The sequence below is a fragment of the Ilumatobacter sp. genome (genome assembly GCF_049588435.1).
Taxonomy (GTDB): Bacteria; Actinomycetota; Acidimicrobiia; order Acidimicrobiales; family Ilumatobacteraceae; genus Ilumatobacter_A.
In genome coordinates this window covers 1-16841 of record NZ_JBAVYV010000346.1, presented here as the reverse complement: position 1 = coordinate 16841, position 16841 = coordinate 1, and the positions used below count along the sequence as shown (strand labels likewise).

14 protein-coding genes are annotated in these 16841 nt (G+C 66.3%); 7 read left to right on the top strand and 7 right to left on the bottom strand.

The window, feature by feature from the left end:
- Nucleotides 1-185: 185 nt before the first annotated feature.
- Complete coding sequence (gene ybaK / locus WBV89_RS13530; protein WP_423981879.1) at nt 186-656, bottom strand: Cys-tRNA(Pro) deacylase; 471 nt, start codon at nt 654-656, stop codon at nt 186-188.
- Nucleotides 657-755: 99 nt separating this feature from the next.
- On the opposite strand from ybaK, the gene WBV89_RS13525 reads away from it, so the two are divergent.
- Nucleotides 756-1121 (top strand): acyl-CoA thioesterase, encoded by a 366-nt coding sequence (locus tag WBV89_RS13525; RefSeq protein ID WP_423981878.1) that lies wholly within the window; start codon nt 756-758, stop codon nt 1119-1121.
- 21 nt (nt 1122-1142) lie between these two features.
- On the opposite strand, the gene WBV89_RS13520 is transcribed toward WBV89_RS13525, so the two are convergent.
- Nucleotides 1143-1898, bottom strand: coding sequence for an SDR family NAD(P)-dependent oxidoreductase (locus WBV89_RS13520; protein WP_423981877.1), 756 nt, complete (start codon nt 1896-1898; stop codon nt 1143-1145).
- A gap of 162 nt (nt 1899-2060) precedes the next feature.
- On the opposite strand from WBV89_RS13520, the gene WBV89_RS13515 reads away from it, so the two are divergent.
- On the top strand, nt 2061-2840 hold the full coding sequence (locus tag WBV89_RS13515; RefSeq protein WP_423981876.1) for an alpha/beta fold hydrolase: 780 nt from the start codon (nt 2061-2063) through the stop codon (nt 2838-2840).
- A gap of 35 nt (nt 2841-2875) precedes the next feature.
- Nucleotides 2876-4045 carry an acyl-CoA dehydrogenase family protein gene (locus WBV89_RS13510; RefSeq protein ID WP_423981875.1) on the top strand — a complete coding sequence of 390 codons (1170 nt, stop codon included), beginning with the start codon at nt 2876-2878 and terminating at the stop codon, nt 4043-4045.
- 55 nt (nt 4046-4100) lie between these two features.
- On the opposite strand, the gene ilvA is transcribed toward WBV89_RS13510, so the two are convergent.
- Complete coding sequence (gene ilvA / locus WBV89_RS13505; protein WP_423981874.1) at nt 4101-5660, bottom strand: threonine ammonia-lyase, biosynthetic; 1560 nt, start codon at nt 5658-5660, stop codon at nt 4101-4103.
- 63 nt (nt 5661-5723) lie between these two features.
- On the opposite strand from ilvA, the gene WBV89_RS13500 reads away from it, so the two are divergent.
- Together WBV89_RS13500 and WBV89_RS13495 are read left to right on the top strand one after the other, a co-directional pair.
- Nucleotides 5724-6608, top strand: coding sequence for an LLM class F420-dependent oxidoreductase (locus WBV89_RS13500; RefSeq protein WP_423981873.1), 885 nt, complete (start codon nt 5724-5726; stop codon nt 6606-6608).
- 167 nt (nt 6609-6775) lie between these two features.
- Nucleotides 6776-8047 (top strand): cytochrome P450, encoded by a 1272-nt coding sequence (locus tag WBV89_RS13495; protein WP_423981872.1) that lies wholly within the window; start codon nt 6776-6778, stop codon nt 8045-8047.
- A gap of 182 nt (nt 8048-8229) precedes the next feature.
- Here the strand turns inward: WBV89_RS13495 and WBV89_RS13490 are convergent, their stop codons facing one another.
- Nucleotides 8230-9486 (bottom strand): acyl-CoA dehydrogenase family protein, encoded by a 1257-nt coding sequence (locus WBV89_RS13490; protein ID WP_423981871.1) that lies wholly within the window; start codon nt 9484-9486, stop codon nt 8230-8232.
- A 145-nt stretch (nt 9487-9631) separates the two neighbouring features.
- Between WBV89_RS13490 and WBV89_RS13485 the strand changes: the two genes are divergently transcribed.
- Nucleotides 9632-11194, top strand: coding sequence for a long-chain-fatty-acid--CoA ligase (locus tag WBV89_RS13485; RefSeq protein WP_423981870.1), 1563 nt, complete (start codon nt 9632-9634; stop codon nt 11192-11194).
- A gap of 115 nt (nt 11195-11309) precedes the next feature.
- Nucleotides 11310-13244, top strand: coding sequence for a hypothetical protein (locus WBV89_RS13480; protein WP_423981869.1), 1935 nt, complete (start codon nt 11310-11312; stop codon nt 13242-13244).
- A 22-nt stretch (nt 13245-13266) separates the two neighbouring features.
- On the opposite strand, the gene WBV89_RS13475 is transcribed toward WBV89_RS13480, so the two are convergent.
- The 3 genes from WBV89_RS13475 to WBV89_RS13465 form a co-directional block, all read right to left on the bottom strand.
- Nucleotides 13267-14067 carry an esterase/lipase family protein gene (locus WBV89_RS13475; RefSeq protein WP_423981868.1) on the bottom strand — a complete coding sequence of 267 codons (801 nt, stop codon included), beginning with the start codon at nt 14065-14067 and terminating at the stop codon, nt 13267-13269.
- A 61-nt stretch (nt 14068-14128) separates the two neighbouring features.
- Nucleotides 14129-15949, bottom strand: coding sequence for a WS/DGAT/MGAT family O-acyltransferase (locus WBV89_RS13470; protein ID WP_423981867.1), 1821 nt, complete (start codon nt 15947-15949; stop codon nt 14129-14131).
- Between the two features lie 104 nt (nt 15950-16053).
- A partial coding sequence (locus tag WBV89_RS13465) for a PEP-utilizing enzyme (RefSeq protein ID WP_423981866.1) occupies nt 16054-16841 on the bottom strand: 788 nt, incomplete at its 5' end.

Here is a 16841-nt window from a genome sequence, read left to right as displayed (position 1 = left end):
CGCCTCGACGCGTCTCATCCGCCGGCGCGCACCCGCGTCGCACGCATCGAAGCACTGCTGCGACACCCCGCCCGCTGACGTCGTCAGCGCTCGATCCGATGCTCGGGAGTCGACACGACTGATTCGGCCACACGTCGGAGACGGGGCACCGGCAGGTTGCGACGTGGCTGATGCCGGCGTGCGTCCTACGCCGTGATCGGAGCGACGCGGGCATCGAGCAGGCGCGCCAGGTCGTGCGGGGCGACCCCGATGTCGAGCCCCCGTCGTCCGCCGCTCACGTAGATCGTGTCGAACAGTTCGACCGATTCGTCGAGCACCGTTTGCAGCACCTTGCGCTGCCCGAGCGGACTGATTCCGCCGAGGACGTATCCGGTGATCCGCTCCGCCGCGACTGGGTCGCACATCACCGCCTTCTTCGCTCCGACGGAGGCGGCGGCGAGCTTCATCGACACCGTGCAACTGACCGGCACCACCACGACGACCGGGTCGCGCTCGTCGTCGACGGAGATCAACAACGTCTTGAACACCTGGTCCTCGGGGAGCCCGAGCGCCTCCGCCGCCTCACGACCGAAGTCGCGCAATTCGTCGCCGCGGTCGTATTCGTGCGCCGAGAATGACACACCCTCCCGCTCGAGCAGCACGATTGCCGGAGTCATGGCACCATCATCGCCGATGGCTGCCAGACTCGCCGGGTGCGTCTGTCCGTCGAGCCCTCAGTCCATCCCGACGATCACGATTTCCGACATTCGATCCGCGTGCGTTTCGTCGAGACCGATGCGATGGGCATCGTTCATCACTCGAACTACCTCGCCTATTTCGAGGAGGCCCGCGTCGCGTTCCTCGCGGACATCGGCCATCCGTTCACCGAATGGCGCGCCGACGGTCTGGAATCACCCGTCCTCGAATCGTTCGTCCAGTACCGCCAGCCGTGCCGTTTCGACGAGGTGATCACGGTGCACGTCACACTCGCGGCGGCGACGCGGGCCACGTTCCAGATGAGCTACCTCGTCACGGTCGGCGACGAGGTCCGCACGACCGGAGTCACCGTCCACGGCTGCACGACGCTCGAGGGTCGCCCGACCCGCCTTCCGGCGTGGCTCGTCGTACTCGCAAGCTCCTGAGCTCGGTCGGCGCGGTCCGACTCACATCCGTTGGGTGATGCCGCCGTCCACCACGAAGATCTCGCCGCTGGTGTACTTGTTGCGCAAGAGTGCCAGCACCGCCTCGGCACAGTCCGCCGGCGTGGCCGAGCGTGGCACCGGCGCGGTCGCAGCCACCGCTGCATGCATCGCATCCCAGTCGGCCGTCCAGCGGGTCGCGACGAGTCCCGGTGCGACGGCGTTCACGCGGATCGGACCGTAGGACTTCGCGAGCAGCACCGTCATCTGGTTCAACGCCGCCTTCGTCATCGAATACGCCATGGACGAGCCGACCGGGCGGATGCCCGCGATCGAAGTGATGTTGACGATGTTCGCGTCGTCGGAGTCGCGCAGGTGCGGGATCGCGTACTTCGTCAGCCACCAGGTGCCGAACACGTTGACGTCGAAGGTCATCTGGAAGATCTCGTCGGTGAGTCCATCGAGGTCGGCGTGGTCGATCGACGTCGTCCACCCCGCGTTGTTGACCAGGAAGTCGAGGCGGCCGTACTCGTCGATCGTGCGGTCGACCAGCGCCTCGCCCTGGGCCTGATCGGCGATGTCGGCTCGGACGTAGATCGACTCCCCGGGCAGCGAAGCCGACACCGATTCACCCAACTCGACCGACGATGCCGAGTTGACCACGACCTTCGCTCCGAGAGCGGAGAGTCGGCGAGCCGTCTCCTCACCGATTCCCGCGGACGACCCGGTGACGATCGCCACGCGCCCCTCGAACTCCGATCCGACCTCTGTTTCGCTCATCCCCCGAACGTACTCACCCGCATCCGACCCGCCCACGTCCCCATCCGGGTGTTTACGTTTGACCGGGTGTTTGCGTTGCTGAAAGTCCTGCAGAAACACCCGGATGGACGCAAACACCCGGTTCGGCGCCCTCGCCGGCGAGAAAGTGTGCGAACCTGAATGATGCCCCGATCGATCTCTCCGTGGACCGTGCTCGTCCACGGCGTCCCCGAGACGACCGCCATCTGGACGCCGCTGGTGTCCGCCCTCGAGGAGCGCGGCGTCACCGACATCCGACTGCTCTCGCCACCGGGTTTCGGCGCCCCGCTCCCCTCCGACTTCGCCGCCGAGGCGTCCGACTATCTCGGGTGGTTGATCGCCGAACTCGACGACCTGCGCGCCGAAGACGATCGACCGATCGACATCGTCGGTCACGACTGGGGTGCCGGCCACGTCTACGGACTCGCGGCCGAACGACCCGACCTCGTCCGATCGTGGGTTGCCGACATCGCCGGCCTCCTGCACCCGGACTACGGCTGGCACGATGCCGCCGTCGCGTGGCAGCAGCCCGACGTCGGCGAGCAGATGATCGAGATGATGGTCGCAACACCGGTCGAGGACCGGATCGCGTTGTTCATGGGGTTCGGGCTTCCCTCCGAGATCGCAGCGGAGCTTGCGCCCGCACTCGACGCCGACATGGGCCGCGCGATCCTCGCGCTCTACCGATCGGCCCGGGAGCCCGAACTCCAGGCCCTCGCCGATCGACTAGCAGCATCCGATCACGGCCCCGGTGCGGTCATCACGGCCACCGACGACAGCTACGTCGCAGCCGACCTCGCCACCCCGGTGGCCGAACGGCTCGGCGTGCCCGAGATCCGCCTCGATGGGCAGGGACACTGGTGGATGGTGAGCGATCCCGAACGCGCTGCCGATCGGCTGATCGCCTTCTGGTCCGGACTCTGAAGCGGGCGAAGCCGCATCCGCGTACCCTGGACGACATGACCCAGTTCGGACTCACCGACGATCAACAGGCAGTGCTCGACGTGGCCGATCGCTTCGGTCGCAACGAGCTGTTTCCGCTCGCCGAGAAGATGGACAACGACGAGTGGTGGCCACCGGAGCTGATGGCCAAGCTCGGGGCGAACGGACTCCTCGGTGCGACGGTTCCCGTGGAGTACGGCGGCGCGGGAATGGGGATGCTCGAGTCCGGCCTCGTCCTCCAGGGGTTCTCACGATGGAACCACGCATTCGGTCTCTCGTGGGTCGCGCACGACAACCTCTGCGCCAACAACATCTACGCGAACGGCAACGAGGACATCCGCACGCGGTTCCTCCCGAAGCTCTGCTCGGGCGAGTGGACCGGTTGCCTCGGGTTGACCGAACCCGGTGCCGGATCGGATGCGCTCGGTTCGATGCGGACCACCGCCGTGCGCGACGGCGACACGTACATCGTCAACGGGTCGAAGCTCTACATCACCAACGGGCCGGTCGCCGACGTGTGTCTGCTGTACGCGAAGACGACTCCCGACTCCGGGTCGAAGGGCATCACCGCGTTCGTCGTCGAGTGCGACACGCCCGGGTTCAACGTCGCCCAGAAATTGGTGAAGATGGGATTCCGTGGGAGCCAGACCGCGGAGCTGCACTTCGACGACATGGTGATCCCGGCCGAGAACATCGTCGGTGAACTCGACCAGGGGCACAAGGTCGTGATGAGCGGCCTCGACATCGAGCGGGCGATGATCGCGGCGATCAACGTCGGGATGTCGGAGCGAGCGCTCGAACTGTCCGTCGAGTTCGCCGGGACACGCGAGCAGTTCGGTCAGCCGATCGGGTCGTTCCAGATGATCCAGTCACGCCTCGCCGACATGTACGTGTGGGTCGAGACGATGAAGACGTTCATGTGGCAGGTCCTCGCCGAGTCGGACGAACTCGGACATGACGACGCCGGCCGTGGAGAGATCCACGCCCGATCCGCCGCGGCCGTGATGTATGCCGCGAACATGTGCAACCAGGTCCTCGACAACGCCGTCCAGATCCACGGCGGCAACGGCTACATCTGGGAGACCGAGATCAACCGGCTGTTCCGCGGCACCAAGTTGCTCGAGATCGGCGCCGGCACGACCGAGGTCCGCAAGATGATCATCGCCGGCCACCTCCTCAGCGTCTGAACATGCACGTTCGTGCCAGGCACCAACGTGCATCTCGCTCGCAGGTCGCTGACGACTACAGGAAGAGTTTGTAGGCGGGGTTGTCGGTCTCGTCCCAGGATCGGTAGCCGAGTTCGTCGAGGAACACGGTGAACGTCGCTCGGTCCGACTCCGGGACCTGCATGCCGACGAGCACCCGGCCGCTGTCGGATCCGTGGTTGCGGTAGTGGAACAGCGAGATGTTCCAGTCGGGTTCCATCGCCCGGAGGAACCGCATCAGGGCACCGGGGCGCTCGGGGAACTCGAAGCGCAGCAACAGTTCGTCGGACGCGAGGGGTGACTTCCCGCCGACGAGGTGACGGAGGTGGACCTTCGCGAATTCGTCGTCGGTGAGGTCGAGCGTCTCGAAGCCGTCGGAGCGGAAGATGTCGGCGACCTCGTCGGCCTCGAGACGTGACCGCACGCTCACGCCGACGAAGACATGGGCGTCGCGCTCGTCGCTGATGCGGTAGTTGAACTCGGTGACGTTGCGGTCGCCGACAAGTTCACAGAAGCGTCGAAAGCTGCCGGGTCGTTCGGGAATCGTGACCGCGAACACCGCCTCACGCCGCTCACCGATCTCGGCTCGTTCGGACACGAATCGCAGACGATCGAAGTTCATGTTCGCTCCACAGGCGACCGCAACCAATGTCTCGGACTCGACGCCGGTCTCGCCGACGTACTTCTTCATCCCGGCGATCGCCAGCGCACCCGCCGGCTCGAGCAGCGTGCGGGTGTCCGTGAAGACGTCCTTGATCGCGGCGCACGTCTCGTCGGTGTCGACGATCAAGATGTCATCGACGTGCTTGCACACCAGGCGGAACGTCTCCTCCCCCACGGCCTTGACCGCCGTTCCATCGGAGAACAATCCGACGTCGGCCAGTTCCACGCGCTCGCCGGCGTCGACCGACCGCGCCATCGCATCGGAGTCCACGTGCTGGACGCCGATGACCTTGATGTCGGGCCGAACCCGCTTGACGTACGCGGCGATCCCGGCGATCAATCCGCCGCCGCCGATGGCGACGAAGATCGCGTGGATCGGGCGGCCGTGCTGACGGAGGATCTCCATCGCGATCGTTCCCTGGCCGGCGATCACGTCGGGGTCGTCGAACGGGTGGACGAACGTCAGGTCCTGCTCGACCCTCAACTCCTGCGCTCGGACGTACGCGTCGTTGTACGAGTCGCCGTGCAGCACGATCTCGGCGCCACGCGCGGCGACCGCGTCGACCTTGAGCTGCGGGGCGGTCGTCGGCATCACGATGACAGCGCGACATCCGAGTTCATTGGCGGCGAGCGCGACGCCCTGGGCATGGTTTCCCGCGGATGATGCGATCACTCCTCGTCCCAGCTGGTCGGCATCGAGGTGGGCCATCTTGTTGTACGCCCCGCGGACTTTGAACGAGAACACCTGCTGGAGATCCTCGCGCTTGAGCAGGACGCGGTTCCCGAGTCGTCGGGAGAGATCGGATGCCGGCTCGAGCGGCGTCTCGATCGCCACGTCGTACACCCGTGCATTGAGGATGCGCGGCAGATAGTCGATCTCGCCGACGTCGTCCGGCGTGTGCTCGAGTCGTTGCTCTTCGGGATCCGACGTCATCGGTTCAGTCTGGCCGCTCATCCGTGCGAGTGCCCGGACGGTCCTTCACTAGTTTCGACGTACATGAAACTCGGACTCGCTTTCGCCAACACCGGACCCTTCGCCGAAGCGGAAGGTGTCGTTCAGATGGCCGTCGCCGCCGAACAGGCCGGCGTCGAGTCGGTGTGGACGGTCGAGCACGTCATCTGGCCGAGCACGTACGACTCCGCATACCCGTACTCACCGACAGGAAAGATGCCCGGCGACAAGACGTCGTCGATCCCCGATCCGCTCGTGTGGCTCGCGTTCGTCGCCGCCCACACCACGACGCTGCAGCTCGGGACCGGCATCGTGATCCTCCCGGAGAGGAATCCAGTCGTCTTCGCCAAGGAGGTCGCAACGCTCGATCGGCTGTCCAAGGGCCGGATGCAGCTCGGGATCGGCGTCGGCTGGCTCGAGGAGGAATTCGACGCCCTCGGGATCTCGTGGGCACGGCGAGGCGCACGCACCGACGACTACGTCCACGCGATGCGCGCGCTGTGGGGAAGCGATGACGCCTCGTACGACGGAGAGTTCGTGTCCTTCGAGGACGTGTCGTCGAACCCGAAGCCGGCCAACGGCACGGTTCCGGTCGTGATCGGTGGTCACTCGGCGGCCGCTGCCAAGCGCGCCGGCCGGCTCGGCGACGGCTTCTTCCCCGGAAAGGGGTCGATCGCCGAACTCACCGAGATGATCGACATCGTCCGCCAGACGGCAGCGGCGCACGATCGAGATGCCGATGCGATCGAGATCACGGCCGCACATCCCGGCCTCTTCGGCGACGATCCGGTCGGCGCTGCTCAGGAGCTCGACTCGCTCGGTGTCACGCGCACGATCGCCCCCGCATTCATGCTGCTCGGGAGCGAAGGTGTGGAGGCGAAGGCCACCGAGTTGGCCGAGAAGATCATCGCCCCCATCGCCAACATCTGACCGACCAGCCACGGTCACCACCACCCAGGTCCAGCACCACCCACCGCGCCCCCGTTCTCGTGAACTCTTCCGGCGCTCCGTGCGCGAACAGTTCACGAGAACGTCGATGACGGCGGCGCCCGCAGGGGGCGGATCGACGGGTCGGTGACCGTGTGGGACACTGCGGGATGAACCTCGAGCAGGTCATGCTCCCGGTGATCCGGGCGGTCGGATCCAGGCCCCGTCTTTCCGCCCAACTCTTCCGATTCGCGAAGTGGGGCAACCCGTACGCGCCCGACCGTTTCAGCTGGCCGTACCCGATGTACGACACGATGACCGCCGACGGTCCGGTGGTCTACAGCCGCCCCTACCAACAGTGGTTCGTGTCCGGCTACGACGAGGTCCTCGCGGTTCTGAGGTCACCGAACTCGAGTACGGCTGCACTCGCCGAGAGGATGCTCTCCCTGTCGCCGTACACGAAGCTGACCGACACGGCGACCGAGAATTTCCGTCGCTGGCTGCTCGTCACGGACCCCCCGACCCACACCCGACTCCGCGCCGCAGTCAGCCGCGCGTTCACCCCGAACCGGATCGCCGGGTATGAACCGCGGATCCGTCAGATCGTCGACGACCTCCTCCTCGACATTGCCGACGATCCGGCACCCGATGTGGTTCCGGGCTTCACCGCTGCGATGCCGATCGATGTGATCGCGTCGATCCTCGGACTCCCGACCGACGACTGGGAGTGGCTCCGCGCGTCGTCCGCCGAAATCGGTCGAATGCTCGAGGCGATGGATGCGTTCGACCCCGCCAGCATGAACCGCCGATTCGACGAGCTGCAACGGCGGTTCGATGCATTGATCACCGAACGCCGAGTGGCCCCGCGCGACGATCTGATCTCGGTGCTGGTCACGGACGAGAGCGAACTCTCCGACGACGAGGTCGTGTCGATGATCTCGATGCTGATGTTCGCCGGGCACGAAACCACCACGGGCCTGATGGGGAACAGCATCGTTGCGCTCGCCCATCATCCCGAGCAGCGAACCATGCTCCGCTCACAGCCCGGCCTGATCACCAACGCGATCGAGGAGCTGCTGCGCTTCGACACGACGGCACAGTTCACGGGGCGCAACACGACCGGGCCGATCGAGGCGGGTGACGTCACGATCCCCGGTGGATCCAACGTCGCGGTGATGGTCGGAGCAGCGAACCGCGATCGGCGTCGATGGCCCGATGCCGATGTGCTGCGACTCGATCGACCCGACCCGAAACCGATCTCGTTCGGCCACGGCATCCACCACTGCCTCGGCTCAGCACTCGCACGACTCGAGATGCGAGTCGGACTTCCCGCGTTCCTCGAATCCCTCGGCGACTACAGGGTCGATGACGACGAGGTGGAGTGGAAACGATCGCACACCCTGCGCGGTCCCACGCGCCTGATCGTCCGCCGGCCGACCTGATCGCCAGCAGACCCAGCGCTGCGACCACCCGCAGCGACCCAAGGATCTTCTCGACGCCATTCCGTCTCAGCTGCTGATACGAATCGGGGTCGAGAACGCTCGTGGCCCACCTGAATCCGACGCCGGCAGGGCCAGCTCGATGCGGGCGGCACCACGGTAGGCGCGGATGATGAGGTGTCGCGTCAGCCCTTCGCGCGGCCGGTGTAGCCGAAGAGCTTGCCGGCGACCTTGCGCATCTGGATCTCGTCGGAGCCCTCGGTGATCCGATAGCGGCGGTGGTGCCGGTAGATGTGCTCGAACGGCATCGCCCGGTTGTAGCCCTGACCGCCGCACGTCTGCATCGCCTGGTCGGCGGCGTTGCAGCAGAACCGGTTGGCGCGGTAGTTGCACATCGCGACCTTGTCGGTGATCTCCATGTGGTCGATTCCGGCGTCGAGCTGCCAGGCGGTCTTCTGGATCAACGCGCGCAACATCTCGGCCTCGGCGGCGAGGTCGGCGAGCGGGAACTGGATCGCCTGGTTCGTCGAGAGCCGCTTGCCGAACGTCGTGCGTTGGTTGGCGTACTCGACCGCGACGTCGATGCAGTGCAGCCCGGCGCCGAGCGACGACGCGGCCTGACGAATCCGGTTCTCGTGAACGAACAGTTGGGCCGTCTGCAGCCCGAGGCCCTCCTCGCCGAGGATGTCATCGTTGCTGACGCGGACCTCGTTCAGCTTCACGTGCGCGTGGTCGGTCGGCATGTTGAACGTCCACATGAACTCCTCGACGCTGAACCCGTCGGCATCGGTCGGCGTGATGAAGCACGTGATCCCGCGACCGTCGCCGGGCTCGCCCGAGGTGCGGGCAAAGATGTAGTCGTGGGTCGCGTGGTGCAGCCCGGTGTTCCAGTACTTCTCGCCACTGATCACCCATTCGTCACCGTCGCGCACCGCGGTCGTCTCCATCCACGTCGCGTCGGATCCGTGGAGTGGCTCGGTGAGACCGAATCCGATCCGGGCGGTTCCGCCGAGCATCTTCGGGATCCACTCGGCCTGCTGCGCCTCGGACCCGTACTTCTCCATCATCAGCACCGTGACGAGGTTGCCGACGATCGAGCTCTCGTTCTGCAGGTCGTTGTGCAGACCCAGCCCCTTGCGGGCGAGGTGCTCGCGCACGATCGCCATCTCGAGGTTGCCGCCGTTCTTGCCACCGAAGCGCTCCGGGAGCTGGTGTCGGTAGAAGCCGGCTTCGTCGGCAGCGACGCGCATCCGACGCAGCAGCGCCTCCCACTCGGCGTTGGGGAGCCCGTCGCGATCCCAGTCGGTACGCGAGTCCTCGCGGCGATGGTCGAAGAACCGGATGTTGTCGTCCTCCTCCTCCATCGGCTTGATCGTCGACTCGATGAACGCGTCGAGATCGGCGAGCAACTGTTGGGTTGATTCGGGGATGGAGAAGTCCATGCGCCGACCGTAGCGAGACGCCGCGTGCCACCTCTGACGGAGCCGACGGAGCAACCTGGGCACGCCACGCACGACAGCGAAGGGGCATACGAAATCCGGCCCGGCGCGGCTTTGCTACGGTCCGTCGCGTCGAAGGAGCACCTACATGTTCACCATGGCCAATGTCACCCGCACCCACGCGGCCGAACGTCCTGACAAGCCCGCACTGATCTGCGACGACCGGACGCTGACCTACGGCGAACTCGACGCCGAGAGTTGTCGGGTTGCCCAGGCGCTGCTCGCAGCCGGCGTCGGGTCTCAGGATCGGGTCGGGTTCATCGGAAAGAACATCACCGAGTACTTCACGCTCTGCTACGGAGCCGCCAAAATCAACGCCGTCCCCGTTGCCGTCAACTGGAGACTCGCGCCACCCGAGATGTCGTACATCCTCGACAACGCCGACGCCAAGGTCGTGCTCGTCGAGGGAGAGTTCCTCGGCCATCTCGACAAGATGGATTTGCCGCGCAACCCGCTGATCGTCGAGATGAACGGGAGCGGTGCGAACACCACGTACGGCGACTGGATCGACGGACAGCCCACCGAGGACCCGAACCACCCGTCTGCTCCCGATGACACTGCCACGCAGCTCTACACCTCCGGGACCACCGGTCTGCCGAAAGGAACCGAACTCACCAATCGGAACTTCGACGCGATTATCGGTCCGGTCAGCACGATGCTCGGCGTGGACGCGGACAGCGTCATGCTGCACATCTTGCCGATGTTCCACATCGGCGGCAGCGGGGTCTCAGGCGTCGGACTGTTCAACGGAGCGACCAACGTCGTGCATCGCGACGTCGACCCGGCCCGGATCTTCGCCGACATCCCGGGCCATCAGGTGACCGCGAGCTTCATGGTCCCGGCGCTTCTCCAGGTGCTCCCGATGATTCCGGGAGCATCGGATGTCGACTTCTCGTCGCTCCAGACGATCCTGTACGGGGCCTCCCCGATCACCGAGGAAGCGCTCGTCGCGTCGATGGCGCTGCTCAAGTGTCCGCACGCCCAGGTGTACGGGCTCACCGAGACGACCGGTGTCGTCACCTGGCTTCCTCCGGAGGACCACGATCCCGGCGGGCCGCGGGCCAAGCTCCTGCGCTCGGCCGGCAAACCCGTCGACGGAGTCGAGCTGCGGATCGTGGACGACGCCGGCCACGACCAACCGGTGGGCGAGGTCGGTGAGATCTGGGTCCGAACGCACCAGAACATGAAGGGCTACTGGCGAAACCCGGACGCGACCGCGGAAGCGTTCCCGGAAGGGCGCGCCGAGGACGGCCTCGGCTGGTTCAGCACCGGCGACGCCGGATACATGGAGGACGGCTATCTGTTCATCCACGACCGCGTCAAGGACATGATCGTCTCGGGCGGGGAGAACGTGTATCCGGCCGAGATCGAGAATGCGATCATCTCCCACCCCAGTGTTGCCGATGTCGCCGTGATCGGCATTCCGAGCGAACGGTGGGGCGAGACACCGCTGGCTTTGATCGTTCCTGCCGAAGGTGCCGACCCGACGCAGGACGAGATCATCGCGCACTGCGCGGAGCGCTTGGCACGGTTCAAGCTCCCGTCGACCGTCGAGCGGATCGACGCCATCCCGCGCAATCCGTCCGGCAAGATCCTCAAGGTCGAACTGCGCAAGCCGTACTGGGCAGGACGCGACCGCTCGGTCAACTGAACGGACACCGCCGGCAGATGTGCTCGTCGGACGCGACACCGGGCGACCTCACCGGCGTCGCAAGCTCGCTGCTATCGTCCCGCCGGCCCGCGCCCGACCAGGAACGAGACTCTCCGTGAGAAAGATCATCGTGTCGGCCGCGTTGGCGATCGCCGCGGCGGCGTTCATCGCCACTCCAGCGCAGGCACAGGAGGCCCAACCGTCGCCGGAGCAGGAGTTGGTCGAGAAGTACGCGCCGATCGTCTACCTGAAGGCGCAGGACTCGCCGTGTGACACCGAAGGCGAGCCGTACGCTCCACAGGCGGTCGACATCGTGCTCGACAATCCCGACATCGTGCTGCGCCAGGTCGGCAACGACGATCCGGTCATCGACCACGCGCCATCCGCCGCAGATCTGTACGGGCGCAGCGAGGGCTTCTACCTCGACTTCCCCGGGAGTGCTCTCGCCCCCGGCTGCATCTACGAACACGATTTCGACCGGTACACCGGCACCGTGACCGGTGAGCGCGAGCCGGTCGTCTACGGCCACATCACGACGCAGGAGGGCGAACCGGACAAGCTCGCCGTGCAGTACTGGTTCTACTGGTACTACAACGATTGGAACAACAAGCACGAGGGCGACTGGGAAGGCATCCAGCTGCTCTTCGATGTCGGCACCGTCGAGGAGGCGCTCGCCACCGACCCGACGAGCACCGGCTACGCCCAGCACGAAGGTGGCGAGCGGGCCGACTGGGACTCGGCGAAGTTGGCTCGCGAAGGCACGCATCCGGTCGTGTACCCCTCGAGCGGTTCGCACGCCAGCTACTACGGGTCCGCGCTGTACCTCGGACGAAGCGCGTCGGAAGGTTTCGGCTGCGATTCGACCGATGGTCCGTCGCTGCGAACGGAACCGGGCGTCGTCCTGCTTCCCGCCACGGCATCGGGACCCGACGACGAGTTCGCATGGATCGAATTCGACGGCCGCTGGGGCGAGCGACAGTCGGGTCCGTTCAACGGCCCGACCGGCCCGCAGGACAAGGAACGCTGGACGAGCCCGGTCGACTGGCACGACAGCCTCCGCACGAGCAGCGCCGTCGTTCCCGCTGGTGACCGCCAGGGCGAATCGATCGTCAACACATTCTGCGATGTCGTCGAACGGGGATCGGGCGCACTGATCACCATGAAGACGTCACCGCTGCGCCTCGTCGCCACCCTGGGGATACTGCTGCTCCTTGCGAACTGGTTCGCCAGAAGAACGGTCTGGAACAAGGTCGACGCGCTGCCGATGATCGCTCGACGCCGAGCCGGCCAGATCATCCGCGCTGCGGCGGGTTCGTACCGGCGGCGCGCCGGTGTGTTGATCACGATCGGGCTCGTCTATCTCCCGGTTGCGGTCCTGGTCAGCGCGGTCGGCGCGCTGATGCAGCGGATCCCGTTCGTGAAGAGCGTGACAGCGCTCGCCGGGAACGCAGCCGACACCAGCCTGCTGTTCGCTCTGCTCGCCGGAGGATTCGCGAACCTGCTCGCGTTCACGGCGGTCAATGCGATGGTTGCGGCCTACTACGACCTGCTGAGCGACGATCAGCCGGCCACTGGAATGGACGCCGTACGACGCGCCTGGTCGTGTGCACCCCAATTGTTCGAGGGCTTCCTGCGCGCGTTCCTGATCGTCGCCGTGCTGCTCGTCAGCGTGATCGGGATCCCGTTCGGCATCTGGTATCTCATCCGTTTCCAGTTCCTGGCGCAGGCGGTCGTCACCGAGGACCGGACCGGAAGGGATGGACTCGCTCGGAGCAGCGAGTTGATCCGCGGGCGCTGGTGGCACACCGCGATCATGATCGGGCTGTTCAATCTGCTGGTGGGTGCGTCAGGAGCGATCGTCGGGCTGTTGCTGCTCGTGCTCGTCGCCGGGATCCCGCTCTGGTTGTTCTCGGGCCTGGTGACGCTCGTGTACTCCCTGATCGTGCCGCTCGCTGCGGTCGCACAAACGTTGCTGTTCGGCGACGCCGTCGCGGAGGAACGCGAGCGGTCGTCAGCGCACGAGGACGCGGACAGCATGGTGCCCGCCTGACGGGAGCGGCAAGGCGTCGCCGTCAGGCGACGGCGAAGTGCGGCCCGCGCGACGTGTCGAGGTCGGTGGAGGGCGGGAACGCCCCGCGCAGGTACCACGGTGCCGAGAACGGCTTCCAGGTTCCGGCCGGTTGAGCGAGCCGGTCGGCGATCACGGTGATCGCAGCAGCATTGAACCCGAGCCCGCAGTGGCTCCCGAAGACCCGAACGTTTTCGCTGGTCGGTGCACGCCGCACCAGGCATGCCTGCCAACTGACCACGCCATCGGTCTGCGTGTAGATCGACGTCGACGGCACGGGCAGCAGCGGGCGGCCGGACTCGCGCGTCGGCCGATCGAACTCGGGTGAGTGATACTTCCGCAGCGTCTCGAACATCGGTTGTGCCGTTGACGAATCCGCCGCGATCATCTGGATCGGGCTTCCGAGCGTGATCACCTGGCGCACCTCGGTCGGGCGTGCTCGTGCGAGTTCTCGCCCGTAGATCCCTCCGAGGCTCCATCCGACGATCGACACGGGTTCGCCGCGCCGTTGGTGCGCTCGGTCGAGCCGGTCGACCAGACCTTCGAGGATGCGGCTCGTCGGGCCGACGTTGACGCCCAGTCCCCACCCGTAGGTGCGGTATCCGAGACGCTTCAGCAGGTCACGCAGCGGGGCGGTCGAGCGGTCACTCGCCGAGAACCCCGGGAGCACCAGGACCGGGTGCCCGTCGCCCTTCGGCAGGCGGCGCAGAGCCGGCAGGAGCGCGGACATCTGTGCCCGCTCGTACACCGCTCGGACCTCCATCGCCGCCAACAAGGGCGAAGGTGCAGAGATGTTGTCGCTCACGGCAGGACCCGTTCACTTCCTGGCCACACGTCGGGGTGCGGGCCGATGTCGTGTTCGCACCCTACCGGGAGGGCGACTTCGTGGCCGTCGACCGCTTCGCTGCCGGCTTCTTGCTCGCCGACTTCTTGCTCGCCGATTTCTTGGCCGGCGACTTCTTGGCGGCAGACTTCTTGGCCGCAGGCTTCTTGGCCGCAGGCTTCTTGCTCGCCGATTTCTTGGCCGGCGACTTCTTCGCCGCCCGCTTCTTCACCGCCCGCTTCTTCGCCGCGGGCTTCGTCTGTGCGCCGACCGAGGCGGCGTCGGCCACCCCCTGCTGACGGGCCAGTCGCGCGGCCACCTCGGGGTTCCGCGGCGGCCGTGGCTCCACGCCGAGTCCACCGCGGCGCATGGAGGGAGCCTCCTGCGCCACCGCCCACTCCGCGCCGGTGGCCTCGAACAGCCGGGCGATCTCGTCGACGTGGAGGTCGACCAGATCCCAGAGATCGGGGACCAGCTCCCGATCGGAGATCAGCCCGATGTCGAGTCGGTCCTCGTAGCTGTGCACCGTGATGTTGAGCCCGACACCGTCCGAGATCGTCGACACGGGGATGTACGCATCGAGTTTCGCTCCAGCGAAATAGAGCGGATCGCGGGGTCCCGGCACATTCGAGATCACGACGTTGATCGGAGAGTTCACCCGATCGGCCAACTTGAGTCGACCGACGAGACGAATCGCGGACGCTGCGATCACCGGCGATGTGAGCTGCGACGCCTCCATCATCGCCTCGGCCGGCAACAGCTCGAATTGGCGCTTTGCCGCCTTCATGGCGTCCCGGCACCGTGCGACTCGTTCGATCGGATCGTCGCAGTTCGTCGGGAGTTCAGCGATGATCGCCGAGACCCGGTTCGTCCAGACGTCTTCCTCGTCACCGGTCCGGATCGAGACGGGGACCATCGCGCGCAACGGCTCGTCGGGCAGCACGTCGTGCATCAGCAGGTATTCCCGGAGCGCGCCAGCGCACATGGCCATCACGACATCGTTGATCGTGCCGCCGGTGGCATTCTTCAGCACCTTGACGTTCTCGAGTGCGACCGAACGCATCGCGAATCGTCGATTCGGGGTGACCGACGCATTCCACGGGGTCGGCGGGGCAGGGCTCAGCGGGATCGACACGCTGTCCTCCGCCGATCGCGAACGGTCGTCTCCCGGCGTCACGAGTGACTTGATCGCGTCACGGGCCTGACTCGCGGCACCGCTCACGCTGTCGACACCGGCGGCCTCGGCGAGTTGTCGCACGACCTTGAGTTGCAGGCGCGCCGCCTTCACCGGGTTCTTGACGAGATGCTGCACCGTCGATGTCAGGAGATCGATGTCGCGAGGGACCTCCTCGCCCTGCCAGGCAACGGGCTCCAGCGCGAACTCCGCATCCGGCGATGCCTCGGTCATCATCTTGAGCATGATCACGCCGGACGCTCCGTCGATCGTCGCGTGATGGGTCTTGGAGAGCATCGCCCATCGTCCGTCGGCCAGGCCCTCGATGACGTAGACCTCCCAGAGCGGCCGACGCCGATCCATGTGGCGCCCGACGATTCGTGCCACCTGCTCGCTCAGTTGATCGGCGGCGCCCGGAGGGGCGAGACCGAGGTGGCGGACGTGATAGTCGAGATCGAAGTCCGGGTCGTCGATCCAGTACGGGTGGTCGAGCCCGAACGGGACCTCCACGAGACGGCGTCGCATCGGCTCGAGGTGATCGACCATGATGCCGAACCGCTCGTACACGTGCTCGAACGGCTCGAAGTCAGGGGATGGACGCTCGTAGATGGCCAGCCCGTTGACATGGCCGTACGTGTTCGGCGTCTCCATGTACAGGAAGCTCGCATCGATCCCGGTGAGTTGCTTCATGGCATTCCCTTCACATCGCTGATGTCGGATTGTCTCGGATGATCTCGGATGGTGTGACCGACGTCATCTTGCCTCAGAACCGAGGTAGGCGGCGAATGGGCTGGTCAGAGGATCGTGACGACGCCGGTGTTGCCGTCGACTTCGATTTCGGCACCGTCGGGAATCGACCGGGTCGCACCGACGGCGCTCACCACACACGGGATGCCGAGCTCCCGGCTGACGATCACCGCGTGGCTCATCGTCGCACCGACGTCGACGACGACCGCCTCGGCTGCGAGGAACAACGGCGTCCACGACGGATCGGTGATCGGCGCCACGAGCACGTCGCCCTGTCCGAGATCGCCGGGATCACCCGCATCGAGCACGACCCGCGCCCGCCCACGGGCGACGCCAGGGCAGCCCGCGATCCCCTGGATCGATGCCCCGGATGCGAGGATCTCGCCGGTTCCGCTGCGGCTCTCCCAGGTTTCGACCGCAGGCACCGACCCGTCGACGACGAACGGCGGGATCAGATCGGCCAGCCGTCCGTGCAGTTCGGCACGCTGCTCGATGATCTCGCTGAACTCGGCGGGTGCGTCGAGGTATCGCTCGAACTCGCCGACGTTGAGCAGGCAACTCTTCCACCGCTCGCCCACGCCTCCGATCTCGGCGGTCCGATCGTGCATCGCCCGTTGGGCTCGCCGCACGGAGTGAATCGCCTTGATCACCGTCGTCTTCGAGCGTTCACGCGCCTGGCTGAACAGGACGGTGGCGGCGTAGGCCTTGTCGAACTGGAACCGATCGATCGGATTGAGCGCGCTGCGCACGGTCGCGACGGCATCCTCACGATCGGCCGCGAGCCGGGCGGCTGACGCCGTGGGTGCGTGACTCGGGTCGGCCGCGCGCATCGCGT

What these genes read in the sequence shown, in the direction of transcription:
- ybaK (WP_423981879.1), bottom strand. Translation starts at nt 656, where the DNA reads ATGACTCCGGCAATCGTGCTGCTCGAGCGGGAGGGTGTGTCATTCTCG.
- WBV89_RS13520 (WP_423981877.1), bottom strand. Translation starts at nt 1,898, where the DNA reads ATGAGCGAAACAGAGGTCGGATCGGAGTTCGAGGGGCGCGTGGCGATC.
- WBV89_RS13515 (WP_423981876.1), top strand. Translation starts at nt 2,061, where the DNA reads ATGCCCCGATCGATCTCTCCGTGGACCGTGCTCGTCCACGGCGTCCCC.
- WBV89_RS13510 (WP_423981875.1), top strand. Translation starts at nt 2,876, where the DNA reads ATGACCCAGTTCGGACTCACCGACGATCAACAGGCAGTGCTCGACGTG.
- ilvA (WP_423981874.1), bottom strand. Translation starts at nt 5,660, where the DNA reads ATGACGTCGGATCCCGAAGAGCAACGACTCGAGCACACGCCGGACGAC.
- WBV89_RS13500 (WP_423981873.1), top strand. Translation starts at nt 5,724, where the DNA reads ATGAAACTCGGACTCGCTTTCGCCAACACCGGACCCTTCGCCGAAGCG.
- WBV89_RS13495 (WP_423981872.1), top strand. Translation starts at nt 6,776, where the DNA reads ATGAACCTCGAGCAGGTCATGCTCCCGGTGATCCGGGCGGTCGGATCC.
- WBV89_RS13490 (WP_423981871.1), bottom strand. Translation starts at nt 9,486, where the DNA reads ATGGACTTCTCCATCCCCGAATCAACCCAACAGTTGCTCGCCGATCTC.
- WBV89_RS13485 (WP_423981870.1), top strand. Translation starts at nt 9,632, where the DNA reads ATGTTCACCATGGCCAATGTCACCCGCACCCACGCGGCCGAACGTCCT.
- WBV89_RS13470 (WP_423981867.1), bottom strand. Translation starts at nt 15,949, where the DNA reads ATGAAGCAACTCACCGGGATCGATGCGAGCTTCCTGTACATGGAGACG.